This is a genomic window from Nocardioides sp. Root122 (genome assembly GCF_001425025.1).
Lineage (GTDB): Bacteria > Actinomycetota > Actinomycetes > Propionibacteriales > Nocardioidaceae > Nocardioides.
This window is the reverse complement of the sequence record NZ_LMDE01000001.1, coordinates 477,871-502,773: the sequence shown is the minus strand read 5'-3', so window position 1 is coordinate 502,773 and position 24,903 is coordinate 477,871. Positions and strand designations below refer to the sequence as shown.

General features: G+C 73.6%; 27 protein-coding genes and 1 tRNA gene. 17 read left to right on the top strand and 11 right to left on the bottom strand.

The genetic code is table 11. The annotated features are described in order from the left end of the window. Positions 1–21: 21 nt before the first annotated feature. Positions 22–1,071 carry a hypothetical protein gene (locus ASC64_RS02345; RefSeq protein WP_056905889.1) on the top strand — a complete coding sequence of 350 codons (1,050 nt, stop codon included), beginning with the start codon at positions 22–24 and terminating at the stop codon, positions 1,069–1,071. Between the two features lie 15 nt (positions 1,072–1,086). Here the strand turns inward: ASC64_RS02345 and ASC64_RS22460 are convergent, their stop codons facing one another. Then, positions 1,087–1,251, bottom strand: a complete 165-nt coding sequence (locus ASC64_RS22460) for a hypothetical protein (RefSeq protein ID WP_200937437.1) — start codon at positions 1,249–1,251, stop codon at positions 1,087–1,089. A gap of 199 nt (positions 1,252–1,450) precedes the next feature. After that, positions 1,451–1,654 (bottom strand): cold-shock protein, encoded by a 204-nt coding sequence (locus ASC64_RS02340; RefSeq protein WP_056905888.1) that lies wholly within the window; start codon positions 1,652–1,654, stop codon positions 1,451–1,453. Between the two features lie 320 nt (positions 1,655–1,974). Here ASC64_RS02340 and ASC64_RS02335 point away from each other — a divergent pair, with 320 nt between their 5' ends. After that, positions 1,975–3,477 (top strand): M81 family metallopeptidase, encoded by a 1,503-nt coding sequence (locus ASC64_RS02335; protein WP_235563484.1) that lies wholly within the window; start codon positions 1,975–1,977, stop codon positions 3,475–3,477. A gap of 1 nt (position 3,478) precedes the next feature. Here ASC64_RS02335 and ASC64_RS02330 read toward each other — a convergent pair whose 3' ends face one another. The 5 genes from ASC64_RS02330 to ASC64_RS21885 form a co-directional block, all read right to left on the bottom strand. Continuing rightward, positions 3,479–4,225 carry a copper homeostasis protein CutC gene (locus ASC64_RS02330; RefSeq protein WP_056905886.1) on the bottom strand — a complete coding sequence of 249 codons (747 nt, stop codon included), beginning with the start codon at positions 4,223–4,225 and terminating at the stop codon, positions 3,479–3,481. Between the two features lie 38 nt (positions 4,226–4,263). Then, positions 4,264–5,412 (bottom strand): glycosyltransferase, encoded by a 1,149-nt coding sequence (locus ASC64_RS02325; protein WP_156384965.1) that lies wholly within the window; start codon positions 5,410–5,412, stop codon positions 4,264–4,266. 126 nt (positions 5,413–5,538) lie between these two features. Further along, positions 5,539–6,180 carry a TetR/AcrR family transcriptional regulator gene (locus ASC64_RS02320; protein WP_056905884.1) on the bottom strand — a complete coding sequence of 214 codons (642 nt, stop codon included), beginning with the start codon at positions 6,178–6,180 and terminating at the stop codon, positions 5,539–5,541. Continuing rightward, positions 6,174–6,365, bottom strand: a complete 192-nt coding sequence (locus tag ASC64_RS02315) for a hypothetical protein (protein ID WP_056905883.1) — start codon at positions 6,363–6,365, stop codon at positions 6,174–6,176. Before ASC64_RS02315 ends, ASC64_RS02320 begins: the two co-directional genes overlap by 7 nt. After that, positions 6,365–6,532: a hypothetical protein gene (locus tag ASC64_RS21885; RefSeq protein WP_156384964.1), complete on the bottom strand. Its 168-nt coding sequence runs from the start codon at positions 6,530–6,532 to the stop codon at positions 6,365–6,367. Before ASC64_RS21885 ends, ASC64_RS02315 begins: the two co-directional genes overlap by 1 nt. A 169-nt stretch (positions 6,533–6,701) precedes the next feature. Between ASC64_RS21885 and ASC64_RS02310 the strand changes: the two genes are divergently transcribed. After that, complete coding sequence (locus ASC64_RS02310) at positions 6,702–7,391, top strand: DUF981 domain-containing protein (protein ID WP_056906260.1); 690 nt, start codon at positions 6,702–6,704, stop codon at positions 7,389–7,391. Between the two features lie 73 nt (positions 7,392–7,464). Here the strand turns inward: ASC64_RS02310 and ASC64_RS02305 are convergent, their stop codons facing one another. Then, positions 7,465–9,996, bottom strand: a complete 2,532-nt coding sequence (locus ASC64_RS02305; protein ID WP_056905882.1) for a nidogen-like domain-containing protein — start codon at positions 9,994–9,996, stop codon at positions 7,465–7,467. A gap of 140 nt (positions 9,997–10,136) precedes the next feature. Then, on the bottom strand, positions 10,137–11,279 hold the full coding sequence (locus ASC64_RS02300; protein ID WP_156384963.1) for a carboxypeptidase regulatory-like domain-containing protein: 1,143 nt from the start codon (positions 11,277–11,279) through the stop codon (positions 10,137–10,139). 207 nt (positions 11,280–11,486) lie between these two features. Here ASC64_RS02300 and ASC64_RS02295 point away from each other — a divergent pair. Further along, positions 11,487–11,559 (top strand) — tRNA-Lys (locus ASC64_RS02295). Between the two features lie 54 nt (positions 11,560–11,613). On the opposite strand, the gene serA is transcribed toward ASC64_RS02295, so the two are convergent. Then, positions 11,614–12,810, bottom strand: a complete 1,197-nt coding sequence (serA, locus tag ASC64_RS02290) for a phosphoglycerate dehydrogenase (RefSeq protein WP_056905880.1) — start codon at positions 12,808–12,810, stop codon at positions 11,614–11,616. A 249-nt stretch (positions 12,811–13,059) separates the two neighbouring features. Further along, positions 13,060–13,911: a DICT sensory domain-containing protein gene (locus ASC64_RS02285; protein ID WP_082550119.1), complete on the bottom strand. Its 852-nt coding sequence runs from the start codon at positions 13,909–13,911 to the stop codon at positions 13,060–13,062. 58 nt (positions 13,912–13,969) lie between these two features. On the opposite strand from ASC64_RS02285, the gene ASC64_RS02280 reads away from it, so the two are divergent. The 13 genes from ASC64_RS02280 to ASC64_RS02225 all read left to right on the top strand — a co-directional run bounded on the left by ASC64_RS02280 (position 13,970) and on the right by ASC64_RS02225 (position 24,863). After that, positions 13,970–15,037, top strand: coding sequence for a polyprenyl synthetase family protein (locus ASC64_RS02280; protein WP_082550118.1), 1,068 nt, complete (start codon positions 13,970–13,972; stop codon positions 15,035–15,037). Continuing rightward, positions 15,034–15,918: a phytoene/squalene synthase family protein gene (locus tag ASC64_RS02275; protein ID WP_056905877.1), complete on the top strand. Its 885-nt coding sequence runs from the start codon at positions 15,034–15,036 to the stop codon at positions 15,916–15,918. The genes ASC64_RS02280 and ASC64_RS02275 overlap by 4 nt, the downstream gene beginning before the upstream one ends. After that, positions 15,915–17,525 carry a phytoene desaturase family protein gene (crtI, locus tag ASC64_RS02270; protein ID WP_056905876.1) on the top strand — a complete coding sequence of 537 codons (1,611 nt, stop codon included), beginning with the start codon at positions 15,915–15,917 and terminating at the stop codon, positions 17,523–17,525. Before ASC64_RS02275 ends, crtI begins: the two co-directional genes overlap by 4 nt. A 7-nt stretch (positions 17,526–17,532) precedes the next feature. After that, entirely contained in the window at positions 17,533–17,859 is a 327-nt protein-coding gene (locus ASC64_RS02265; RefSeq protein ID WP_056905875.1) for a lycopene cyclase domain-containing protein, read from the top strand. Next, positions 17,856–18,191, top strand: a complete 336-nt coding sequence (locus tag ASC64_RS02260) for a lycopene cyclase domain-containing protein (protein ID WP_056905874.1) — start codon at positions 17,856–17,858, stop codon at positions 18,189–18,191. Before ASC64_RS02265 ends, ASC64_RS02260 begins: the two co-directional genes overlap by 4 nt. Next, the gene (locus ASC64_RS02255) at positions 18,188–19,582 is read left to right on the top strand and encodes a cytochrome P450 (protein WP_056905873.1); all 1,395 of its coding nucleotides are present in this window, start codon (positions 18,188–18,190) and stop codon (positions 19,580–19,582) included. The genes ASC64_RS02260 and ASC64_RS02255 overlap by 4 nt, the downstream gene beginning before the upstream one ends. Beyond that, on the top strand, positions 19,575–20,720 hold the full coding sequence (locus ASC64_RS02250; RefSeq protein ID WP_056905872.1) for a glycosyltransferase: 1,146 nt from the start codon (positions 19,575–19,577) through the stop codon (positions 20,718–20,720). The genes ASC64_RS02255 and ASC64_RS02250 overlap by 8 nt, the downstream gene beginning before the upstream one ends. Beyond that, positions 20,720–21,220: a hypothetical protein gene (locus ASC64_RS02245; RefSeq protein ID WP_056905871.1), complete on the top strand. Its 501-nt coding sequence runs from the start codon at positions 20,720–20,722 to the stop codon at positions 21,218–21,220. The genes ASC64_RS02250 and ASC64_RS02245 overlap by 1 nt, the downstream gene beginning before the upstream one ends. Next, entirely contained in the window at positions 21,217–22,071 is an 855-nt protein-coding gene (locus ASC64_RS02240) for a phosphatase PAP2 family protein (protein ID WP_056905870.1), read from the top strand. Before ASC64_RS02245 ends, ASC64_RS02240 begins: the two co-directional genes overlap by 4 nt. Positions 22,072–22,163: 92 nt before the next feature. Beyond that, positions 22,164–22,763 (top strand): isopentenyl-diphosphate Delta-isomerase, encoded by a 600-nt coding sequence (idi, locus tag ASC64_RS02235; protein WP_056905869.1) that lies wholly within the window; start codon positions 22,164–22,166, stop codon positions 22,761–22,763. A 75-nt stretch (positions 22,764–22,838) separates the two neighbouring features. Further along, on the top strand, positions 22,839–23,012 hold the full coding sequence (locus ASC64_RS21880) for a hypothetical protein (protein ID WP_156384961.1): 174 nt from the start codon (positions 22,839–22,841) through the stop codon (positions 23,010–23,012). A gap of 87 nt (positions 23,013–23,099) precedes the next feature. Continuing rightward, the gene (locus ASC64_RS02230; RefSeq protein WP_056905868.1) at positions 23,100–23,549 is read left to right on the top strand and encodes a hypothetical protein; all 450 of its coding nucleotides are present in this window, start codon (positions 23,100–23,102) and stop codon (positions 23,547–23,549) included. 57 nt (positions 23,550–23,606) lie between these two features. After that, positions 23,607–24,863 (top strand): NAD(P)/FAD-dependent oxidoreductase, encoded by a 1,257-nt coding sequence (locus ASC64_RS02225; RefSeq protein WP_056905867.1) that lies wholly within the window; start codon positions 23,607–23,609, stop codon positions 24,861–24,863. Positions 24,864–24,903: the final 40 nt, after the last annotated feature.

Below are 24,903 nucleotides of genomic sequence, written 5' to 3'. Positions count from 1 at the left end.
CGATCCACGAGGAGCCCGACCGTGCCACGCCGTGCCGTCCTCGCCCTCGTGGGCGTGCTCGTGGTGCTCGTCGCGGGGCTCGTCGCCTTCCGCCTGGGCGACCGGGGTACGCCGCTCCAGCGGGCGCTCGACCTCGTCCCGGCCGCCACCAGCAGGGCCACGTGGACCGACTGGGCGCGCGTCCGCGCCGAGCTCGATGCCGACGTCGACGCCGACTCCGACCCCGCCGCGGTCGACGCCTTCCTCGCCGACGCGTTCGCACGCGACCTGTCCTCGATGTCGGCGCTCAGCACGTCCGCCGGTGTGATGCAGCAGGAGCTGGGCCTCTCCCCCGCGACGCTCGACTGGGAGCTGCTGGCGCAGTCCGACGCCGGCGCCGTCGAGGTGATGGGCGTCGGTGACGACATCGACACGGGCGACCTCGCGGACCGGCTGCGGGACCTCGGCTGGGACGAGCCGGAGGAGGCCGACGGCGTGTGGGTCGGCGGACCGGATGTCCTCTCCGGGGTGGGGGCGACGCTGACCCCCGAGCTCCAGCACTTCGCGCTGCTGGGCGACCAGGGCCTCGTGCTCGCCTCCGACCAGGCGCCCTTCCTCGAGAAGGTCCTCGACGTGGTCCGCGGCGATGCCGACGGCGCCGACGACCTGGCCGACGTGGCCGGCGCCCTGGACGCCCCGCTCGCCGCGGCGGTCTACACGGGCGACCACGCGTGCGAGGAGCTGGCGATGTCTCAGGCCGACGACGACGCGCAGGCCGAGGCCGACCAGCTGGTCGCGGCAGCGGGCGGCGTACACCCGCTCACCGGCTTCGCGATGGGGCTGGAGCCCGGCGGCGACGTCCGCGCGGTGCTCCAGGTGGAGGACGCCGACGACGCTCCCGGCGACGCCGACGCGCGGGCCCGGCTCGCTGCCGGGCCGGCACCCGGTCAGGGTGGCGACTTCAGCGACCGCTTCTCGGTGAAGGACGCCGGCTCGGACGGGCGCGAGATCACGCTCGAGCTGCGGCCCGCGGACGGCGAGTACGTGCTGTCGGACCTGACGAGCGGGCCGGTGCTGTTCGCGACCTGCTGAGGCGCGTGAGCCGGGTCAGTCCTCGGAGGGCTTGCGCGGCGTGACGCCGAGCAGCCGGTCGATCTCGTCCTGGGAGAGGTGCTCCTCGGACTCGCTCGCGGCGATGATCAGCGTGGTCGTGAGCTCCACCTCGCCGAGCAGGTCGCCGTCCTCGAGGGTCACGTCGAACTGGTCGTGCATCGTCACCCTCCCTCGCTCTGCAGGCCGTGCTCCCGCGTTCAAATGTACGTCGCCAGGTCCAGTGTCCACGACAGGTGCTGCCCGGCCAATGACCCTTTCGTGTCACTAGTCTCCCGCTAAATCTACTCCGGCCCCTCCCCAATAGAGGGGAGAGGCCGGAGCAGTGATCAGAACTGGACCTCAGTCCAGCGTCCGACGATCAGACCGGACGAACGTTCTCCGCCTGGGGGCCCTTCGGGCCCTGGGTGACGTCGAACTCGACCTTCTGGTTCTCGTCCAGGGACTTGTAGCCCTGGCTCTGGATGGCCGAGTAGTGCACGAAGACGTCGTCGCCGCCGTCCTCCTGCGCGATGAAGCCGAAACCCTTCTCGGCGTTGAACCACTTAACGGTGCCCTGAGCCATGTCGCTCGTTACTCCTTTGTCGGGGCGTGAGCCGCCACCTCGGCGACCCGCACCAGATGCGGTGACACGCCGCTTGCGACTCACGAGCTGGCAGGGCCCGAAGAACAAACGCCGTTGGATCACAAACTCCGCGGGCGTCGACCTGCTGGAACTTGCACCTGTTGCACGACAAACCCTACCAACATTTCGCGCCACGTCACCGGTGGAGTTGGACGCGGTGATGAACAGTCGGCCAACGGGCTCGCCGAGGGGGCTGCTCCGCTCTCCTGCCACGCGCCCCGGCAGGGCCGGCGTACGCCCGTCCTGACACCATCGGTCGGGTGACCGACCCCGCCCGTCCGCGCGTCGCCGTCTGCGGCATCAGCCTGGAGGCCTCGACGTTCTCCCCCGCCCTCACCACGGCCGCGATGCTGTCTCCGCGCCGCGGCCGGGAGGTGCTCGACGCGTGGGACTTCTGGCGCGAGGGCGGGTCGCTGACCGACCGCGCGGAGTGGATCGGCGTCCTGCAGGCACGCAACATCGCCGGCGGCGCGATCCCGGCCGAGGACTACGCGGCACTGAAGGCCGAGATCCTCGCCGGGCTGGTCGCGGCCACGTCCGAGGCGCCGCTCGACGGGCTCGTCCTCGACATCCACGGGGCGGCCAGCGTCGTCGGGCTCGACGACATGGAGGGCGACCTCGCACTGGCCGTGCGGGCCGTCGTCGGCGCCGACTGCCTGATCAGCAGCGGCATGGACCTCCACGGCAACGTCTCGCACACCCTCGCCGCGACGGTCGACCTGCTGACGACCTACCGCACGGCGCCGCACGTGGACTGGCAGGAGACCAAGGAGCGGGCGGCCCGCAACCTGCTCGACCGGCTCGCCCTCCCCCGGGGGCGCCGACGGCCGGCCAAGGCCTGGGTGCCGGTGCCGATCCTGCTGCCCGGCGAGATGACCAGCACCCGGCAGGAGCCGGCGACGAGCCTGTACGCCCGGGTGCCCGAGATCGAGGCGCTCGACGGCATCCTCGACGCGGGCATCTGGATCGGCTACCCGTGGGCCGACGAGCCCCGCAACTGCGCCGTGGTCATGGTCGTCGGCGACGACGCGGAGCTGGCCAGGACCGAGGCCGCCGCGCTGGCGGGCGAGCTGTGGGCGCGGCGCGAGGAGTTCGGCTTCGTGGCGCCGACCGGGTCGTTCGAGGAGGTGCTCGCGGCAGCCGTGGAGTCGCCGGCGGCGCCGTACTTCGTCTCCGACTCCGGCGACAACCCGACCGCCGGTGGGGCCGGTGACGTGACGTGGACGCTGGCCGAGCTGCTGGCGAGCCCGGCGCTGGCGGCCAGCGGCAAGCGCGCGATCTATGCGTCGGTCCCGGACGCTGCCGGGGCGTTGGCGGCGCAGGAGGCCGGGGTCGGTGCGGATGTACGCCTGAGGGTCGGCGCCCGCGTCGACGACCGCCCCGCGCCGCCCGTGGAGCTCAGCGGTCGCGTGGTGGCCGTGGTGCCGGGCGAGGACAACCTCGAGGTCGTGGTCCGCACGCCCCACGTCGACGTGGTCGTGACCCGGCGGCGCCGGCCCTACCACCTCGAGTCGGACTTCACCCGGCTCGGGCTGGACCCACGCCGCGCCGACATCGTGGTCGTGAAGATCGGCTACCTCGAGCCCGAGCTGTTCGACATGGCCGCCGACTGGATGCTGGCGCTCACTCCCGGCGGGGTCGACCAGGACCTGGCGCGGCTCGGGCACCGGCGGGTGCGCCGGCCGATGTTCCCCCTCGACGACGTCTCCGGGGTGGACCCGTTGGCTGGCGCGGCGCTGTTCCCCGGCGACACGACTGGGTGACTCAGCGGCGGAGGGCGGCCATGACCTCCGCGACGACGGCCGCGCTGGTGACACTGCGACTCCCGTCGTCGTAGCCCGCGGACACGCCCGCCGAGGTGACGCTGCCGGGCGCACGGAGGTGCACCTCGCGGGCGCCGGTCTCGTCGACGATCCGGGCGACGTTGCCGGGCCGGACCCCGCCGCCGACCGCGATCCGTACGTCGTCTCCCCCGCGCCGCACCAGGTCCGCGAGGGCTGGCAGGTGGTCGACGGCCGGCCCGCTGCCGCCCGAGGTGAGCACCCGGCTGATCCCGAGGTCGCGCAGGAGCGGCAGCGCCGACCGCTTGTCGGGCACGGAGTCGAAGGCCTTGTGGAAGGTGACCGGCGAGCCGCCGCACGCGGCCACCAGGCGGCGTACGGCACCGGCGTCGACGTCGCCGTCGGGCTGGAGCGTGCCGATCACGAACCCGAGCCGCGTGCCGGCCGGGACCGCCGAGCGCGTCGCCTCGATGTCGGCCGCCATCACGTCGAGCTCCTGCACGGAGTGGACGAAGTCGCCGGCGCGGGCGCGCACCAGCACCCGGATCTCCAGGCCCGCGGCCTCCTCGGCACAGTGGCGCACGAAGCCCAGCGTCGGCGTCGTACCGCCGTCGGCGAGCCCGGCGCACACCTCCAGCGCGTCGGCGCCACCCCCGGCGGCGACGGCCGCTCCCCCGACGTCCTCGAGGCAGATCTCGACCAGGGTGCGGGCGGGGTCGCTGTGGCTCACGGGTACACGCTATGCCGCCGCATCGGTCCTGCGGGCGCTCAGCGCAAGCCGCCCTCTCCCACGAGCACGTCGACCACCTCGGCCGGAGACGGCATCGCCGCGATCTCGCCGGACACCACCCGCGCCGCCCCGGCAAACGTGTCGTCGACGAGCAGGCGGGTCACGGCGTCGACGACCGACTGGGCGCTGACCTGCCCGGGGACGAGCACCAGTGCCGCGCCGCTCGACTCACCCCCGGAGGCGTTGCGGAACTGGTCGGCAGCGAGCGGCAGGCACAGCTGCGGACGACCCGCCGCCAAGGCCCCCAGGAACGTGCCGGAGCCGGCGTGCGACACCACGACTGCGCACCGCTCCAGCACCGCCGCCTGGTCGACCCACCTCTCCACCCGCACGTTGCCGGGCAGCGGGTCCAGCGCGGCGGGATCACCGTCGGGACCGACGGCGACGAGCACCCGGACCGGGAGGCCGCCGAGCGCGGCCACGATCGTCGGCAGGATCGGCGCGCGGTTCTGCACCGTGCCGAGGGTCAGGTAGACCAGCGGCGGCTCTTCGTCCGGGGCCGCGTGCGAGACCTGCTCGACGGGTCGCAGCTGGTGCACGGCACCGATGTGGCCCATGTCGACCGACTGCACCGACCGCGGGCAGATGTCGAGGTAGAGCGTGGTGAAGCAACCGGCGTACGGCGGGGGGTCGAGCCCGTGCTCGGCCCAGACCGACGCCACCGCCCACCCGGCCGAGTCGACGATCTCGCGCGGGATCGCGCCGCCGAACGCGTGGGTGACGCTCGGCACCCCGAGCACGGCCCCGACCACAGGAGAGGCGAGCTCGCCGTGCTCGTGGACCAGGAGGTCCGGGCGCCACTCGCGCGCCAGCGGCAACAGGTCCGCGGCCATCGGTGCGGTCAACAGCTCGCCGAACAGCCGTGGGAACACGAACGCCGCCCGCTCGACGGGTGCGACGTCCGCGGCCAGGGCATGCACCCGCTTCCTCCCCGCCAGGAGGTCCGGGCCCGCCAGACCGGCAGGCACCGCCTCCAGCCCCCGGTCGGCGACGAGGCGCGTCGCGTCCGCCCCAGTCGCCCACAGGACGGTGTGCCCGGCCGCGACGAACGCACGGGCGAGCGGGACCATCGGCAGGACGTGCCCGTAGCCGGACGTCGAGGAGAACAGGACCCGCACGAGATCCACCTGCCTCCTACGGCGCGCAGGTCATCGATCGATGCGAGACGCGTCCTGGTGCCGAGTCTCCCCCACTGCCGCTCCTGCGGCATCGCCCAGATGAGGGCCCGCCGTAGCGGCGCGGCTCGACTCGTCCTACGCCCCACGAGCGGGACGCGCCATGAGGACCCACAACATCTCGAGCGACCGGTCCAGCCAGTCGGGTGCGACCCCGCCGTGCCGGACGAGCTCGCCGAGGTAGGCGCCGACCATCAGGCTCACCACGCCCTCGGCGTCGAGGTCCGGGCGCAGCAGCCCGCCCGCCACGTCGTCGCGGATCCGGCCGACCAGGGCCTCGACGTAGGGGCGCAGGGCAGCGCGGAACAGGTCGGTGAACTCCGGGTCGGTGTTGCCGACGATGGCGGCCAGCCCACCGGGCCCCAGGACGTGGCCCATCTGGTGCCACACCTGGTCGAGGGCGGCACGGATCTTCCCCCGCACGTCCCCCTCGACCGGCACGTCGGGGCTGCCGATGGCAGCGGACAGGACGGCGGTGAGCAGCTCGGCGCGGTTGGCGTAGCGGCGGTAGATCGACGTCTTCGCCACGCCCGACGCGGACGTCACGGCGTCGATGGTGACCGCAGCGGGACCACGGGTGCGCAGCAGCTCCAGCACGGCGGCGTGGAGTCGCTGGTCGAGCGAGGCCTCGCGCGGGCGCCCCGGCCGGGGCCGCACGGGCGGTGTGTCGGCAGGGGGCACGCGGTCTCCGTCAGGGTCGTCGGGGCGGGTGGTCAGCATGACACCGGCGTCGTACGGCGCTCGGAGCCGACCTCAGGGTCGTCGTCGTCCGCATCCGCGTGAGCGTCGAGCCACGGCTCCTCCGAGGCGGACGACGCCGCGGTCAGCACCGCCAGCACGACGGCGTAGGTCACGATCGCCGCCAGGGTGAAGGCCGCGAGGACCATCAGCGCGTGCACGGCCATCACGCCGCCCTGTCGAACGGACTCGCTTCCCGCTCAGCGTCGGCGCTCCGTGGCGGGGCGTCCGCGCGCCACTGGTCGAGGAAGAAGACGAGGGTGACGCCACCCATCGTCAGTCCTCCGGCCAGCAGGGTCGCCGCCAGGAACATCATCACCTCGGCGCTGGGCATCTCATCCACTCCTTCCGACTTGTTCCGATACGCCTATCGTATCGGAATTAGGCGGGAGCTCAAGTGGCGCACCTCACCGCGCCGCGGGAATCGATACGCCAAACGTAGCGTTATGCCCGTCATCACAGACAAGGCGCCGAGGAACAGGCGCGAGAGGAGCGTGGACGTCATGGTCGTCTACAACGAGCTGGTGGCACTGACGGCGGGCGCCGGACTTCTCGGCTTCGCCGCATTCCTGGCGCAGCTGATCAGGTCCAGGCGCATCGACAGCGAGGGATGGGCCGGCTTCTTCGCCGTGACCGGCGTCCTGCTCCTCGCCCTGGGCATCCACACGACGGTCACCTGGCCGTTCGGCGGCAACGGCTTCGAGTACGCCAACATCGCCTTCGGCCAGCCCGCCGCGGGCTTCGGCGCACTGCTGCTCTTCGCGGCGGTCTACCTGTGGCGGCACCGCAGCCTGTACGCCGGTGCGGTCGAGGAGGCCAACGCCGCCACGCTGGCGGCCTTCAAGCCGGTCGGCATCTTCGTCGGGGCGCTCGGCCTCGGCATGGCCGTGCTGGCCGTCGCGTTCGTGCGCTTCCAGCTCGGCGCCGCGCCGCCGGAGGAGCCGATCAGCGGCCGCTTCGGCCACCTGCCGATCCTCGAGGCGCTGTTCCTCGGCGGCCTGTGGGGCGTCGTCGCCGTCGGTGCGCTGCTCTTCGCGATCGCCCTGTGGACCGACCGCCCGCAGCTGCTGCGCTGGGCCGTGTGGGCCTGGGTCATCGGCGGCACGGTGTTCCTGCTCTTCGGCGCGATGAACTTCTACACGCACATCGGGATGTACTACAACATCGAGCACGGCACCATGCACAAGTGGTGACCTGACCACCTGACGCGATGTCGGCCCCCGTGGACCACGGTCCACGGGGGCCGATCCCTCGCTCGAGGGATCGCTACTCCCGCACCTCGAAGACGTGCGTCCCGGGCTGGGTGCTCCCGGTCGAGCCCGCGGTGAGGCTCTGCGCACCACCGTCGAGTAGCGCACCGGGGGTACGAGAGCCCGGCACCTCGAAGGTGCCCGCGGTGGTCCCGTCGGTGTAGCCGACCGCGGCGCTGGACCCGCCGAGCCCGCCCGTGCCCCCGGACGCCACACCGGTCTCCCAGCGAAGCTTCTCGTAGACGAGCACGATGTCGAAGGCACCGGACCTCACGTCCCCGCGGTCCACCAGGTAGAGCTGGAAGGAGTTCCGCCTGGTCGTGTCGTCCTCGCCGCCGTAGTAGGCGACCTCGTCCCAGTCGACGCAGAACGCCTGTCGCCCGCCGACCGAGCCCAGTCCGTAGCGCACCTCTCCGGTGCCGGGCACGGCCGTGTAGACGTCCGACCACCAGGCCGCCACCATCGGCTCGCCGAGATCGGCCAGCGCGTACGGCGTGTAGGTCGAGCGCGGGCCCTCGAAGGTCACGTTGCCGTTGGTGTTGACCCACAGCGAGCTGCGCGCCTGCCCGCCGAACCGCGGGCTGAACGGCAGCGTGATCTCCGGTGATGAGTCGTCGTCGTTCGGGCCCACCTGGTTGGCCTGGCAGGTGCTGCCGAGACCGGCCGCGCTCAGCGTCAGGCGGTAGGCGCCGGTGAAGCCGCCGGTGTCGTGGATCCGCAGCTGGTAGGTGCCGGCGCGAGCGATCTGCGCCGCCAGCGTTCCGCAGTCGCTGCCACCGTTGCTGGTCACGACGCGACCGTCCGGGTCGAGGAGCGTGACGTCGAAGGTGCTCGGCTCGGGGCAGGCAGTCGCATCGACCCGGAGACCCGAACCCGCGCCCAGCTGCAGCGAGACCACGTCCACCGCGCCGGCGGTGTCGAGGCTGCCGACCACCTCGGCCGGCACCGTCGCCGTGGAGCTGGTCTCGACCTGGGTGGTGAGCGAGCCCGACGAGACCGTGCCCGCGACCAGGTCGGCGATCCCCGCAGTGTTCTGCGCGAAGGCCGCGTCGCCGCTGATCGCGACGTCGAGGATGCACTGCTCCAGCCCGGAGCCGGCGACCACGCCGTTGTCGCGACAGATCTGCTCCGCGGCGGCCCGCTCGGCGTCGGAGAGGTCGGCCAGGGTGAGCACGGCGGCCGGGCGCGCCGGGTCGACGACGGCCGCCGGCAGCGGCGTCTCGAAGAGGGACTGCGCGCCCTGGGCCCGCCAGCTCGGCGCGAAGTCGCCGTAGAGCTGGTCGGGGTCGTCCGGGTCGGTGAGCGCGACGCCGGCGGCGGTGGCGAGGTCACCCACCGCGGCGCCGTCGGCGTCGCCGAGCAGGCCGGAGACCGTGCCGCGGCGCTCGCTGCTCAGCGTGACCAGCATGTAGGCGTAGGCCGCCTGCGGGCCGACCCGGACCGTGGTGCCGTCGGGCCAGGTCACCACCCGGAAGGTGCCGCCGATGTCGCCGTCGCCCGAAGGGTCGAGCCGCACGGTGGCACCGCCCGGAAGCTGCGTCGGCGTGGTGGTCACCGCGAGGGGCTCCCCGTCCAGGGTGGCCGCGAGAGGCGCGTGCAGGTCCGTGTTGGCGTCGTCACCGAAGGCGAGCACCGAGCCACCGACCCGCATGGCGGCGCCACGGTTGTAGGAGATCGAGTGGTTCTGCGAGATCGTGCCGCCCTCGGTACGGCGGAAGAAGCGGAACTGGATCTCGAAGGTGCCGTCGTCACTGCGTGCGGCGACGTAGTCGCCGGCGGCGTTGAAGTCGTAGGAGACCCCGTCGAACGTGACCAGGTGCGGGTCGCCGAAGGAGCCCGAGTCGGCCGGCTCGTCCGGTGGCGGCGGCTCCTCCTCGTCGCAGGCGTCACCGACGCCGTCACCGTCCTCGTCGGCCTGGTCCGGGTTGGGGTCGGCCGGGCAGTTGTCGAGCGCGTACGAGGCGCCTGACCACGGCTGCCGGTCCGGGATCCCGTCACCGTCACGGTCGTTGGTCTCGTAGCGGTCGGTGACGTCGAGCCGGATCTCCTTGTCGAGGTCGACCTCGGCGCGGTTGAAGACCGGCGTCGTCATCGTGCCGCCCTGGTCGGGGTCGGGCGTCACCTCGAGCCGGCTGAGCGGGATGGTCGCCAGCACCTCCGGACCACCGCCCAGGTCGCCGGGGCACAGGTCGATGCTGTCGTTGACCTCGAGGTGCGGCTTGGGGAGCACCGCCTCGACCTTGGTCAGCACGCCGTTGCCGTCCGCCTCCGGGCGGAACTCGACGCGTCCGGTGATGTCGCGGCGATCGGGGCGGCTGCCCAGGGCGCTGGACGCCTGCCCGACCCCGCCGACCGTGTTGCCGGGCACGGTGAAGGCGGCGTCGTAGTTGATGTCCAGCTTCTGCCCGACGCCGACGTCGGCGCCTCCCCCGAAGGCCATCAGCTCCTTGGCGGCGGGGCTGGCCGGGTCCTGGAGGGCCGGAACGGTCCCGGAGGTCATCTCTGCGTCCAGCCGGTTGCGGACCCTGTCGAGCGCCGTGGCGGTCATCGGAGCGTTCTTGAACTCCTCGAGCCCCGATGCCGTGTAGCCGAGCTTGAAGCCCGGGGTCGCGGGTCCGCCGGCGAGGTAGAAGCCCCACTGCGTGGAGGAGTCAGCACCGATCCGGGCGTGCAGGAACGGGATCAGCGTCAGGCGCAGGGACCAGCGGACCGAGATCGCCAGCTTGGCCGAGGGATAGGGCTTGCAGCCCCAGGGTCGTTCTCGTCGGGCGCCAGGGCCGCCTGGGGCAGGACCAGCTCCGCCCCGTCGACGTCGCTCACCCAGGTGACGATCGAGCCCTTGACCACCTTGGTCGGCAGGGCGGTCACCCGGCCGGTGTCCGGGTTGACGCCCAGGACGACCGGGCGGCTCTGAGCGGCCTGGGTGAGGTCCCGGGCGAAGACCACCTTGACCGGCTTGCGGAAGCGCAGCCCACTGGGCGAGATGTCGACGATCGGGAAGGTGCTGCCGTCGAGGGGCGTGGCCTTGGTGAGGGGGGTGATGCTGACGCGGGTCGCGCGGCGCAGGGCGCCGCGCGGGACGATGACCTTGTAGCCGGGACCGCGCAGGGTCTTGCCGCGCTTGCTGATCCGGACCGGGTGGGCCAGCTCCTTGAGGATCGGGACCGCCCAGCCCTGGGCGGAGGCCGTCGCCGTCGCGGTCAGGTGGCCGGGCGCGCTGGCCCGGACGGTGACCCCGCCCGCCGGGACGCCGGCGAGCGACCAGCTGCCGTCGGCGGCGGCGGTGGTCGTGCGGTCGCCGTAGCGCACCGTGGCGCCGGGCACGGCGGCCCCGGTCGCGTCGACGACCACGCCGCTCACCTGCGCGCTGCCGGTGGCGGCGGTCTGCACGACCGAGACGCGGCGCCGGATCGTGGTGACACGCTTGCCGGAGGTGAGGCTGGCGGCGACGATGAGGCGGTTGCGCGTTCCGGGCACCAGCGGCACGGTGACGCTGAACCGACGCTTGGGGCCCGCCTCAGTGGTGACCGGGGCGGCGCCGCCGGAGACCGCGATGGTGCTGCGCCTCGGGGCGCGGCCGCTCAGGACGACGCTCGGCGTGGCGGCACTGCTCGGCGCCTTCACCTCGAGCCGGCAGGCGCGCTTGTGCTTCCCGGTCCCGGGCCTGGCGCACGGCCCGGGCTTGCCGTCGACGGCGTGCTGCCCGCGCTGGCCCACACCGGGCGCCGGTTCGGCCGAGGCCGAGCCGCCCGGCCCGGCGAGCGTGGCCGCCACCAGGGCGAGCGTCGCCGCGAGCGCGCAGAGAAGTCGGTTGGAACGCGAAGCCGGCATGGTTTTCCCCCTCCGAGAATGCCCCGAGAACCTTCCCACCGCAGAGGCACCCGCGACCCCCTGAATGACGAAATCCCCAATAGGGGTGACCTCTGCGGACGATGGTCCCGCCGGGAGCAGCCGCCGTCACCGCTCGTCGCCTCTGGGATACTGCGGGCAGGCCATGGGTTCTGCAGAGGACTGATCCGATGAAGGTCCCCATGTCCCGGGCCTCTAGCTCAATGGGTAGAGCAGCGGACTTTTAATCCGTTGGTTCAGGGTTCGAGCCCCTGGAGGCCTACCGCTCTCGAAATCTTCCGCGCGCTGGACCGGCCGCTTCCCGGCCGCCGCAGGTTCACCAGGTCCGCACCCACAGGCAGTGCTCGGAGCGCCGGAGGTCCTCGATGGCCTGGTCCGAGAGCGGTTCGGACGCGTCGGTGATGACGTACCCGAGGTGGTCGCGGGTCGACAGGTGCTGGCCGATCACGTTGTCGCCCGCGCTGGCGAACACCGCGTTGAGGTCGGCGAGCACCCCCGGCACGTTGTGGTGGAGGAAGCCCAGTCTGTGGCCCGTCGGCAGCGGGGGCGGGAGGACCTGCGGGAGGTTGACCGACAGCGCCGTGCTCCCCTCGCGGGCGAACCCGGCGAGCTTCTCGGCCACGAACCAGCCGATCTCCTCCTGTGCCTCCTGCGTCGACCCGCCGACGTGGGGGGTCAGGATCACGTTGTCGAGCCCGCGCAGCACGGACTCGAACTCCTCGCCCTGGACCTTCGGCTCGACGGGGAACACGTCGACCGCAGCGCCCGCGATGTGTCCGGACAGGACGTGGCTGCGGAGCGAGTCGTAGTCGACGACCATGCCCCGCGACGCGTTGATGAAGAGGGCTCGCGGCTTCATGGCCGCGAACTCCTCGGCGCCGAAGAGACCCGCGTTCCCCGGCCGGCCGTCGACGTGGAGGCTGACCACGTCGGCGACCTCGAGCAGCTCTGCGAGCGAGGTCATCCGCCGCGCGTTGCCGTGCGCCGGGCGATCGGCCTTGTCGTAGAAGACGACGCGCATCCCCAGCGCCTCGGCCACGTTGGAGAGCTGGGTGCCGATGTTGCCGTAGCCCACGATCCCGAGGGTCCGGCCCCGCACCTCGTGACTGCCCCGCGCCGACTTGTCCCACACGCCGTCGTGCATCCGCTGGATCTTCTCGGGGAGCCGCCGGGCCAGCGCGATGATCTCGCCGATCACGAGCTCGACCACGCTCCGCGTGTTGGAGTACGGCGCGTTGAAGACACCGACACCCCGCTCGGCGGCGGCGGCCAGGTCCACCTGGTTGGTGCCGATGCAGAAGCACCCGATCGCCTCCAGGCGGGGGGCCGCCTCCTCCAGGACCCGCCTGCTCACGGTCGTGTTGGACCGGATCCCCAGCAGGGTCACGTCCTCGAGCGCGTGCAGGAGCTCGGACTCGCTCATCGCGCCCGAGCGCAGGTCCACCTCGTAGCCGCGGGACTCGAGCACCGACACAGCCGACTGATGGATGTTCTCCAGGACCAACGCCTTCATGCCCTCACGCTAGGGCAGTCCCGCATGGGTGCCTCGACCGACGCCGTACCGAGAGACACCGGCGGGTAGTCCACCGGGGTGTGGTCGTAGAGACGGCCACCGGACAGCCACTGCCCGGTGGACTACCCCGAGACCCGGCCGACGGGGCGCCGTACGGCCAGATGCCCGAGCGATCGTGCGCGCCCGACCCATCGTGCCCCGGAGGTGGAGCCCGCCGGGCGAGGGCGGTCTCCCGGTCCTGACGGCCGATCAGGTGCGCGAGGCCTCGACGTAGCCGAGCATCCGGTCGAAGAGTGCAGAGGCGCGGGCAAGGTCGTTGGACGCGGGTGCGGGGTCGTCGGCCTCCGGCAGGGGACCGCCCGGCGGGCGCCAGTCGGGCCGGTAGTCGTCGGCGATCGCCGCGGCCGCACGGCTGGCCGTGCGCACCACCTGCGGGTCGACCGACCAGAGCGCCTCGAAGGCGCGCCGACCGTCCGGGACGGGTCGTTCGCGGGGCAGCTCCACGGCGGCGAGGAACGCCGGGAGGTCGGCGGCGTCGCAGACGACGAACCACTCCCTGTTGAGGAAGGCGTCGTCGGGCAGCCGCACCTCGGTGAGCACACCGGGGGCGATGGGCGCCGGTGAGGCGGAGTGGGCGAAGGCGACCGCGGCACGGGCGGTCCGGGCCAGCTCGGCCCAGCGGGCCTGGGAGTGGCGGAGGAACTGCTCGCGCTGGAAGCCGCCGAAGAGCAGGGGCACGGCGGCGCGCGCACAGCACTCGTCCTCGATCGCGTGGCTCAGGGCGGCGAGGGTGGCCTTGGAGAGGACCTGCGGCATCAGCTCCGGGTGGTGGCGGCGCACCTCGGCGAACACCGAGCGCGGGCTGGCCGGCGCCGTGGTCGCGCGACGGACCGCGGCCTCGAGCGAGAGCCCGGCCCGACGGTGGGCCAGCACCTCCTCGACAGCGGCGACGTCGCCCTCGGCGTACCTCCGGTGACCACCCCCCGCGCGGGACGGCGACGGAAACCCGTAGCGCGATTCCCAGCTACGGATGGTGGCAATGGGTACCCCAGTGCGGGCGGCCAGGTCGCCGATGCTCAACGGGGAGGGCGCTGGCTGCATCGTGAAATCTCCTCGCTCTGCCTAGATTTAGTTGGAAGTCTTGCATAGATTGTCCCGCATGACGAGGAACGGGGAGGACCGGATGACCTCATTCTCGACCGACGAGGCTCTCGCCCGGCTGCTGGAGTCCGGCCGGGCGCGCGCGGCCGCCACCGACCCCGAGCACGCGCGGCTCTGGGAGTCGCTGGTCAGCGCCACCGAGGGCGGCAAGCGGTTCCGGCCCGCCCTGCTGGTCGCCACGCACCGGGCGCTCGGCGGGACGCTGGACGAGGCCGCTGCCGAGGTGGGCGCCGCGGTCGAGCTCCTGCACACGGCGTTCGTCATCCACGACGACGTCATCGACGGTGACCACGTGCGACGCGGGCGACCCAACGTCAGCGGCACCTTCCGCGACGCGGCCCTCGCCCTCGGCGTGGCAGCGGAGCCGGCGGCCGGCTACGGCCGGACCGCGGCGATCCTGGCCGGCGACCTCGCCCTGGCAGCCACCATCCGTGCGGTCGCCACCTCCGGCGCCCCACGACCGGTCGTGGACCGGCTGCTCGACCTGTTCGACGCCGCGCTGCACACCACGGCGGCGGGCGAGCTCGCCGACGTACGCCTCTCGCTCGACGCGGTCCCCGCGACCCTCGACGCGAGCCTCCTGATGGAGGAGCAGAAGACCAGCGCCTACTCCTTCGCGCTCCCGCTCCAGGCCGGCGCGGTCCTCGCCGGTGCGGACGCCGCGACCATCGACCGCCTCGGCGAGGCCGGCCGCGCGCTCGGCGTCGCCTTCCAGCTGGCCGACGACGTGATCGGCGTCTTCGGCGACCCCCGCCACTCGGGCAAGAGCACGACCAACGACCTGCGCACGGGCAAGCAGACGCCGCTGCTCGTGCACGCCGGGTCGACGGAGGAGTGGGTCCGGATCGCGGACCACGTCGGACGCGAGCTCGACGAGGAGGAGCTGGAGGAGGTCCGCCGGCTGCTGACGAGCTGCGGCTCGCGCGCCTTCGTCGAGGACCTCGCCGAGCAGCACCTGGCCGCGGCCCGGGCCGTCCTCGAGGAGGTCGGCCTGGTGCCGGGCTTCCTCGACGCCGTGCTCGCTCCACCGGCGGCGGTCCCTGCGGGCGAGGAGGTCGCGGCATGAACCTCTTCGTCCGGCGGTCCGCCCCGCGCGACCTCTACGACACCGTCTCCGAGGGCAGCTCCGCCCTCGTCATCCGGGAGTACTCCAGCTCCTTCGGCCTCGCGTCGCGGCTGCTGGCCGAGCCGGTGCGCACCCAGGTGCGCAACGTCTACGCCCTCGTCCGGGTGGCCGACGAGATCGTCGACAACCCCGACCCCGAGCTCGCCGCCGGGCCCCGCGAGCGCATGCTCACCTGGCTGCACCAGGACGTGCGCCACGCCCTGGACACGGGATACAGCGGCAACCTCGTCGTGCACGCCTTCGCCCGCACGGCCATGGCCGTGGGCATCGAGGACGAGCTCGTCGCGCCCTTCTTCGCCTCGATGCGGATGGACCTCGACACCCGCGAGCACACCCAGGAGAGCTTCGAGCGCTACATCTACGGCTCGGCCGAGGTGGTCGGGCTGATGTGCCTGCGCGCCTTCCTCGCCGCGCCCGACGGCCCGCCCGACCGCGGCGCCGCCTACGACGCGCTGGCGCCGGGCGCGCGGCGGCTCGGTGCGGCGTTCCAGAAGCTGAACTTCCTGCGCGACCTCGCCGAGGACCACGACGTCCTGCACCGGGGCTACTTCCCGGGGCTCGACCTCGAGCGGTTCTGCGACGCCGACCGCAACCGGATCCTCGACGACATCGACGCCGACCTGGCCGCCGCGGCGGCCGTGGTCCCCGACCTGCCCGCGAGCAGCCGCCGTGCGGTCTCCGCTGCGCACGCCACGTTCGCCGAGCTCGCCGACCGGCTGCACGCCACACCTGCCCCGGAGATCCGCCGTGCCCGGGTCCGCGTGCCCGGCCCGGTCAAGCTGCGCATCGCCGCCGGCGCGTTCTACGGAGGCCGCGCATGAGGAGCTTCCTGCCTGCGGGACTCGTCCCGCGCACCCCGGCTCCCTCCGGCGAGACCCGGCGGGTCGTCGTGGTCGGCGGCGGCATCGCCGGCCTCGCCACGGCCGCGCTGCTAGCCTCCCGCGGCCACAGCGTCGACCTGGTCGAGAAGAACGACGACCTCGGCGGCCGCGTCGGCAGCGTCGAGCGCGACGGGTTCCGCTTCGACACGGGCGCCTCGTGGTACCTCATGCCCGAGGTCTTCGACCACTTCTTCGAGCTCCTCGGCACCTCCGCCGCGGCCGAGCTCGACCTGGTCGAGCTGGACCCGAGCTACCGGGTGTTCTTCGAGGCCGACCCCGACCCGGTCGACGTACGACCCGACCGGGCGCACAACCGTGCGCTCTTCGAGTCGCTCGAGCCCGGCTCCGGCCCTCGCTTCGACGCCTACCTCGAGTCGGCCGGCTCGACCTACGACATGGCGCTGCGCCGGTTCCTCTACAGCAACTTCGACTCCGCCGGCGCCTTCCTGCACCCCGACGTCGTACGACGCACGCCGACGCTGGGACGGCTGCTGACCCGGTCGCTGCAGAACCACGTCGCCGCCCGGTTCAGCGACCCGCGGATCCGGCAGGTGCTGGGCTATCCCGCGGTGTTCCTGGGGTCCTCCCCCAGCCGCGCGCCGAGCATGTACCACCTGATGAGCCACCTCGACCTCGGCGACCGGGTGCTCTACCCGATGGGCGGCTTCACGCGCCTCATCGAGGTCATCGCCGCGCTCGCCGAGAAGCACGGCGCCCGCCTGCACACGGGCACCGAGGTGACGCGCGTCGTCACGCGTCCCGGGGCCTGGGGGCGGGCCGAGGTCCAAGGCATCGAGTACGCCCGCAGCGGGCAGCACGGGACGCTCCTCGCCGACACGGTCGTCGGCGCCGCCGACCTGCACCACCTCGAGACGGCGCTGCTGGAGCCCGGCCTGCAGACCCACCCCGAGCCCGCCTGGCGCGACCGCTCCCCCGGTCCCGGCGCTGTCCTGGCGATGCTCGGCGTCGAGGGCCGACTGCCTCAGCTGCCGCACCACTCGCTGTTCTTCACCACCGACTGGGGCGCCAACTTCGGCGACATCTTCGGCAGCCAGGCGCGCGTGCCCGACCCGGCGTCGGTCTACGTCTGCAAGCCGTCCGAGACCGATCCGAGCGTGGCGCCGGAGGGGTGCGAGAACCTGTTCGTCCTCGTCCCGGTCCCCGCGGACGTCTCCATCGGGCACGGTGGTGACGACGGACAGGGCTCCGAGGCGGTCGAGCGGGCGACTGACGCCGCGATCGACCAGATCTCCGGCTGGGCGGACATCCCCGACCTGCGCGACCGGATCCGCGTGCGGCACACCCTCGGCCCGGAGGACTTCGCGACCCGCTACCACGCGTGGCGCGGCGGCGCCCTCGGCCTCGAGCACACCCTGCGCCAGAGTGCCTTCCTCCGGCCCGGCAACACGTCGAGCAAGGTCGACGGGCTGCTCTACGCGGGTGCGAGCACGGTGCCCGGGGTCGGGCTGCCGATGTGCCTGATCAGCGCCGAGCTCGTGCTCAAGCGGCTGAGCGGGGACCGCACGGTGCTGCCGGTGAGCGGATGATCGCCGGATGAGTCTTCCCCACTGGGCCTACGTCGCCATGCTGGCGTTCTGCCTGGTCGGCACGCTGCCGCTGGTCCCGGCCTTCCGGCTGTCGGTGCTGCGCCAGCCGCGCCGGCTGGCGCTGACCGTGGTCCTGGCCGGGACGCCGTTCCTCGTCTGGGACCTCTACGCGACCCACGCCGACCACTGGTGGTTCGACGCCGACCAGACCCTGCCACCGCGGGTGGCTGGGCTGCCGCTGGAGGAGATCGGCTTCTTCGTGGTGATCCCGGTCGTCTCGGTGCTCACGTTCGAGGCGGTCAAGGTCGCCCGACGGCGGGGTGCGGCCCGATGACCTACACGCTCCTCGCGGTGCTCGGCGTGCCCGTCGCGATCGCGGTCGACCGCTGGATCGCGCGCACGCGCATCACGAGCACCCGCGACTGGTGGTCGGCCTACGCGATCATCGTGTTCTTCCAGCTCCTCACCAACGGCTGGCTGACCGGCCGCACGATCGTGCAGTACGACCCCGCCACCATCCTGGGCGACGAGCGCGTCGTGCTGCTCGGCCACTGGCGGATCCTCTACGCCCCGGTCGAGGACCTGCTGTTCGGCTTCGGCCTCGTGCTCACGTCGTGCGTGGCGTGGACGTGGCTGGGCCGCACACGTGAGGAGGGCGCCCGATGACCGTCGCCTCCCGTCTGCAGTCGATGCAGCCGACCGACATCGGCGTGCCCGGACCGACGCCGTTCGACATGGCGCGCGCCTTCCGGTCCGTGCGCCGCGACCCGCTGTCGTTCCTCGTGCAGGTGACCGCGCAGCACGGCGACCGCGTGTCCTTCCCGGTGCCCGGCGCGCCGGCCCTCCTGCTCAACGACCCCGACGAGGTGCGGCACGTCCTGCAGGGCAACGCGCGCAACTGGGGCAAGAAGACCGTCCAGTACGGCGCCCTGGCGCGCGTCACCGGCCAGGGGCTGCTCGCCTCGTCCGAGCCGAGCTGGATCGAGCACCGCCGGGCCGCGGCACCCGCCTTCCACCACCAGCGGCTCGAGGCCGTCAGCGACGAGGTCCGGGCGGCAGCCGACGCGGCCCTCACCCGCGGCCTCGCCGACCTCGCCCCAGGCGCCGACCGGGTCGTCGACGTCGCCTCGCTGACCCACCGGGTCGGGCTCGACGCCGTCGGTCGGGCACTGTTCTCGACCGACCTGTCCGGCCACGCCCAGCAGCTGCTCGACGCGACCAGCAACGCCGCCGAGCTGGTGGTCCGCCTCGGCCGCTCGGTCCTGCCCACCGCCCGGTGGGCGCCCACCCCGACCAACGTCCGCCTGCGGCTGACCCGCCGCCGCCTCGACGCCATCACGGCCCAGCTCGTGGCCGAGCGCCGCGTCCGCGGGCGGGCCGGGTCCGGGGCGGCGTACGGCGACGACCTGCTGGGCCTGCTCCTCGACAGCGGCATGAGCGACCACGAGGTGCGCGACGAGCTCGTCACGATGGTCATCGCCGGGCACGAGACGGTCGCCGCCGCGCTGACCTGGACGCTGATGCTGCTGGCCGAGCACCCCGAGGCGCAGGAGCAGGCACGCGCCGAGCTCGCCGCGCTGCCGGCGCCGGTCTCGATGCTCGACCACCGCGACCGGATCCCGTGGACGCGAGCGGTGATCGACGAGGCGCTGCGCCTCTACCCTCCGGCCTGGGCGATCTCGCGTCGCTCCTACGGCCCCGACGCGCTGGGCGGCACCGACGTGCCGGCCGGCACCTTGGCCATCATCAGCCCGTGGGTCGTCCACCGTCGTGCCGACCTCTGGCCCGACCCGCTCGCGTTCCGTCCCGAGAGGTTCCTGGACCCCGCCGCGGCCCGCTCGGGCTACCTGCCGTTCGGGCTCGGGCCGCGGCTGTGCATCGGTCGCGAGTTCGCCATCGGCGAGATGGCGGTGGTCCTCGACCGCCTGCTGTCCGCGCACCGGGTCAGCACCCCGCCGGGCTGGCGCCGTCCCCGTGCGCAGGCGCAGGTGGCCGTCCACCCGGAGGGCGGGATGCCGCTGGTGCTCACCCGGCTCCGGAAGGACATCCGTGGCTGACGTCGCCCTGCTGCTCCTCGTCCTGGTGGCGGCCGCGGTGCCGGTGCTCCTGCTGCGCGACCTGCGGACCGTCCCGCCGGGCCGGGGCCGCACGCGCGGTCCGTGGGTCTCCGTGGTGGTCCCCGCCCGCGACGAGGAGCAGTCCCTGCCCGCGCTGCTGGCCGCCCTGCACGCATCCGTGGTGCCGGTCGCGGAGGTCGTCGTCGTCGACGACGGCTCCAGCGACGGGACTGCCGCCGTGGCGCGGGAGGGCGGTGCCCGGGTGCTCGCCGCGGGATCCCCACCGGCCGGCTGGACCGGCAAGGCGTGGGCCTGCCACGTCGGCGCCGAGGCGACGACCGGCGACCTGCTGCTCTTCCTCGACGCCGACACGGTGCTCGCGCCGGACGCCCTCGGCGGCCTCCTCGAGCTGCACGAGCAGCACGGCGGGCTGGTCTCCGTGCAGCCGCACCACCGCGTGCCGGAGGGCCACGAGCAGCTCTCGGCCTACTTCAACGTCGTCGCCCTGATGTCGAGCGACGCGTTCACGGGACGCGCCCCGCGCCGGCCGATGGCGTTCGGCCCGTGCCTGCTCACCTCGCGCCGCGACCACACCGCGGCAGGCGGGCACGCCGTCGTCCGCGGCGAGATCCTCGACGACGTACGTCTCGCGCAGGCCTACGACCGCGCGGGCCTCCCGGTGACGTGCGCGGTCGGCGGCCCCGCCGTCGCGATGCGGAGCTATCCCGGCGGCGTCGGACAGCTGGTGTCGGGCTGGACCAAGAACATCGCCTCCGGGGCCGCGGCGGCCGACCCCCGCGCATCGCTGGCGACCGTGCTCTGGATCTCCGTCCACCACGCGGTCGCGGCCGGAGTGCTGCTGTCGCTCGCCGGCGCGATCGCGGGTCGCGACCTGGCGGCCGGGAGCGCGATCGTCTGGGTGCTCGGCTGGCTCCTCACGTCCTGGCAGCTGCGGCGTCTGCTGCACCGGGCGGGGACGTTCCGGTGGTGGACCTGGGCTCTCTTCCCGGTGCCGCTCCTGGCCTTCGACCTCGTCTTCGCGCGCTCCGCCCTCCTCACCGTCGTACGCCGTTCGGTGCGGTGGCGCGGACGGACCGTCGACCTCCGCGACGACGCCCGGGCCCGGGAGGTCGGCTGATGCTGCGCTACGTGATGCCCGTGTGGGCCACCATCGCCGTCGACGTCGTCGCCTGGGGCGCCTTCCACGCCGGCACGGGCTACGCCGCCCACCGCCTCAGCGACCGCCGGCTCGCGCGGGACGGCCGGCTGCTGCGCGCGCGGCGCTTCGAGGACGACGGACGCCTCTACCGGCGCACGCTGCGCATCCACCGCTGGAAGGACCGCCTGCCGGAGGCGGGTGCCCTGTTCGACGGCGGCATCAGCAAGCGCGAGCTGCCGGCGCGCGACGTCGAGGGCCTGCGGCTCTTCGTGCGCGAGACCCGCCGGGCCGAGCTGACCCACTGGTGGGCGATGGCGTGCTCGCCGCTCTTCCTGGTCTGGAACCCGCCGCTGGCGGCGGCGCTGCTCGTGGCCTACGGCGTGCTGGTCAACCTGCCGTTCATCCTCATCCAGCGCTACAACCGCTTCCGCACCCAGGCGCTGCTCGCGCGGCTCGAACGACGCAGGACCCCGCGATGAGCACCGAGGCCCGGCCGCGGGCCGGGACCGCCACCGTCCCGGCCGAGAGCCGGGACAGCGGGACGCGCCACGGGCCGATCGCCCAGCTCCTCATTGCCTGGTCGCCGTTGAGCACCATCCTGGTGGCCTACTGGGTGGCGCAGTGGGTCACCGCACCGCTGGGCACCGGCGAGGGCGCCGCCACCAACCGGATCGGCGCCGCGCTCCACGTGCTCGGCCCGGCCCGGGTCGACGAGACGCTCTTCGGGAGCGTCCCGACCGTCTGGCTGCAGGCACGGCTGCTGGACGGCACCCCGCACTGGTACGACGCGGTGGCCGCGCTGGTCTACGTCACCCACTTCGTCAGCATCCCGCTGCTCACCGCCGTCGCGTGGTTCCGGCTGCGCGACCGCTTCCGTGAATGGGTGGCGGCGGTCCTGACGATGACGCTGGTCGGCGTCGTGGGCTACGTCGCCTACCCGGCCGCGCCGCCGTGGCTCGCTGCCGAGCGTGGGGCGATCGGTGACGTCCGACGCGTCTCCGACCTCGGGTGGGAGTGGCTCCACCTCGACGTCGTCGCCCGCCTGACCGAGCTCGGCCAGAGCGGCAGCAACCCCGTCGCGGCGATGCCCTCGCTCCACGCAGGGGCAGCGCTCCTCGTGGCGCTGTTCCTCTGGTCCTCCGTGTCCCGGCTCGGGCGCCTGCTGCTGGCGGCGTACGCCCTCGCCATGGCGCTGACCCTCGTCTACACCGGCGAGCACTACGTCGCCGACGTGCTCGCGGGCTGGCTCGTCGCCGCCGTCGGCGTGGTCGCAGGTCGCGCCCTGGCCCCGCCCCGCGACCCCGACCCGTCCCCCGGCGGTGCACGATGAGCGGGGTCCCGCCGACGCCCCGGGCCACCATGCCCGCCCCTGTGCCCCGCCACCGCTGCCCACCGACCCGTCCGATCGAACGAGGTGCCCGCATGACCGCCACCCCGACCAGCCCGACCAGCCTCGAGTCCGTCGTCCTGCTCGACGAGGCCGGGCACGCCGTCGGCACGCAGGACAAGGCGTCGGTGCACCATGCCGACACCCCGCTCCACCTCGCCTTCTCCTGCTACCTCTTCGACGACGCGGGACGGGTCCTCCTCACCCGTCGGGCACTGCACAAGCGCACCTTCGCGGGGGTGTGGACCAACGCGTGCTGCGGCCACCCCGGTCCGGGCGAGCGGCTCGCGGACGCCGTACGCCGCCGGGTGCGCCAGGAGCTCGGGACGGACGTCGAGGACCTCCGGCTCGTGCTGCCGGCCTTCCGCTACCGCGCCGAGCAGGACGGGATCGTGGAGAACGAGATGTGCCCGGTCTTCGTGGCGCGGGTGCCCGACGCAGAGGCCCTGCGCCCCGACCCCGACGAGGTGGCCGACGCGGCCTGGGAGCCGTGGACGTCCTTCCGCGACGAGGTGATCGGCGGGAGCCGCGAGGTCTCGCACTGGTGCCGCGAGCAGGTGCTCCAGCTGCCGGAGGACCCGGCTCACGCGCCCGCAGCGGCGGACGCCGACCTTCCCCCCGCAGCCCGCACCTGACCCCTCCGACGCGGCGCCCGGCGCCGCCCACGTCGCCGACTGGCTTTGCGCAGGAACGTTGCTAGGGTCCAGTGCATGGAGGCGATCACGGCACTCGGAACGGCCCACACGGCCGACCGCTGCCACCTGCCCTCCCACGTGCCGTCCGGTGCCGCGCTGCTCGCGATCGAGCTGAGCGAGGAGGCCCGGGGCATCCGCGGACTCGACGTGCTGCGTCGCAGCGTCGACCGCGCCCCGCCCGTCCGCTGAGCTGACCACCGGGTGCACCGCGTCGCGGCACCCGTCCATCGCGCAGCCCCGGACCGGGGCTGCGCAGCGTCGGCCGAGGACCGCACCATGACCATCGACACTGCCCCACCCCGCACCACCGCTGAGATCACCACTGGCACCCCAGGCGCGCACCGTCCGCCCGCGGACGGTCCGGGACCGGACACCCCGCGCCGGACCGCGCGGGACGACGGGCCCGCCGCCCGGCTCGTCGCGCTTCCCCAGCTCGAGGACGGCCTGCCGCCGACCCTCGCCGAGGTCGACGAGCACCTGGCCCGCCTCGAGCGGGCCCGGCAGGCCCAGCTGGACGCCCTGCCACCGACGCCCGACCACGTCGTCGCCGCCGCGCACCGCCGCATCGTCGCCCGCTTCGTCGACCAGGTCCGCGACGCCCGCGCCCGGATCCGCACCGGCACCTATGGGACGTGCGCCCACTGCGGGACCGTGATCCCCGCCCGGGTGCTCGACCGCGAGCCGTGGCAGGACGCCTGCACCTCGTGCGACCCCGGCGTCCGCTGACGCCCTCCCCTCCCAGACAGCTCTCCCCCGACAGCTCTCCGTAGAAAGTTGGTCCCCATGTCCCAGCGCGCTGCCGTCGTCGGAGCCGGGATGGTCGGCCTGTCGACCGCCTGGTTCCTCCAGGAGCACGGCTTCCACGTCACCGTCTACGAGCGCGACCACGTCGCCGCCGGCTCCTCGTGGGGCAACGCCGGCTGGCTGACCCCCGCCCTGACCGCGCCGCTGCCCGAGCCGGCGGTCCTCGGCTACGGCATCCGCGCCATCGGGCGCCCCTCGTCGCCGGTCTACCTGCCGCTGCGGCCCGACCCCCGCCTCCTCCGGTTCCTCGCCGGGTTCGCCCGGCACAGCACCGCGCGCCGGTGGGGCCTGGGGATGCGCGCCTACGAGCCGATGAACCGACGCGCCCTGACCGCCTTCGACGAGCTCACCGCAGGCGGGGTCGCGTCCGCCGTCCACGAGGCGCACCCGTTCGTGGCGGCCTTCCGCACGCTCGAGGACCAGGAGCCGTTCGTCCACGAGCTCGAGCAGATCCGTGACGCCGGACAGGACGTGAAGTACGACGTCCTGTCGGGGCCCGAGGCCCGCGTCGTGGAGCCGTCGCTGTCGCCCACCGTCGCCTCCGCGGTGCTGCTGCACGACCAGCGCTACCTCAACCCGCCGCAGTTCCTCGCGGCCCTCGCCGCCTCCTTCGTGGCGCGCGGCGGGCAGCTCGTCGAGGGCGCCACCGTGGACCGGGTGAGCGAGACCGCGCGCGGGGCGTACGTCACGACGCGCGAGCAGTACCACGAGCCGGGCGGCTACGACCACGTGGTCCTCGCCAACGGCGCCTGGGTCGGCCACCTCGCCCGCCAGTTCGGCGTACGCCAGCCGGTGCAGGCGGGGCGGGGCTACTCGTTCAGCGTCACCGGCGACCGGCTGCCCCAGTCGCCGGTCTACTTCCCGGCCCAGCGGGTGGCCTGCACGCCCATCGAGGCCGCCGAGGGTCCGCGCCTGCGGGTCGCCGGGATGATGGAGTTCCGCGCTCCCGACGCCGCTCTCGACCAGCGTCGCATCGGTGCGATCGTCGACGCCGCCCGTCCGCTCCTGGACGGTGTCGACCTCGACGACCGGCGCGACGAGTGGGTCGGCTCCCGTCCGTGCACCGCCGACGGGCTGCCCCTCATCGGCCGCACGAAGGCGCCCGCCGTGTTCGTCGCCGGCGGGCACGGCATGTGGGGCATCGCGCTCGGCCCCCTCACCGGCAAGCTGCTGGCGCACCGGATCGCCTCGGGGTCCACGCCGCCCGAGCTGGTGGCGTTCGACCCGCTGCGCTGAGCGGCGTACGACCGGCTCCCGCGCCCACGTGGCGCGGGGC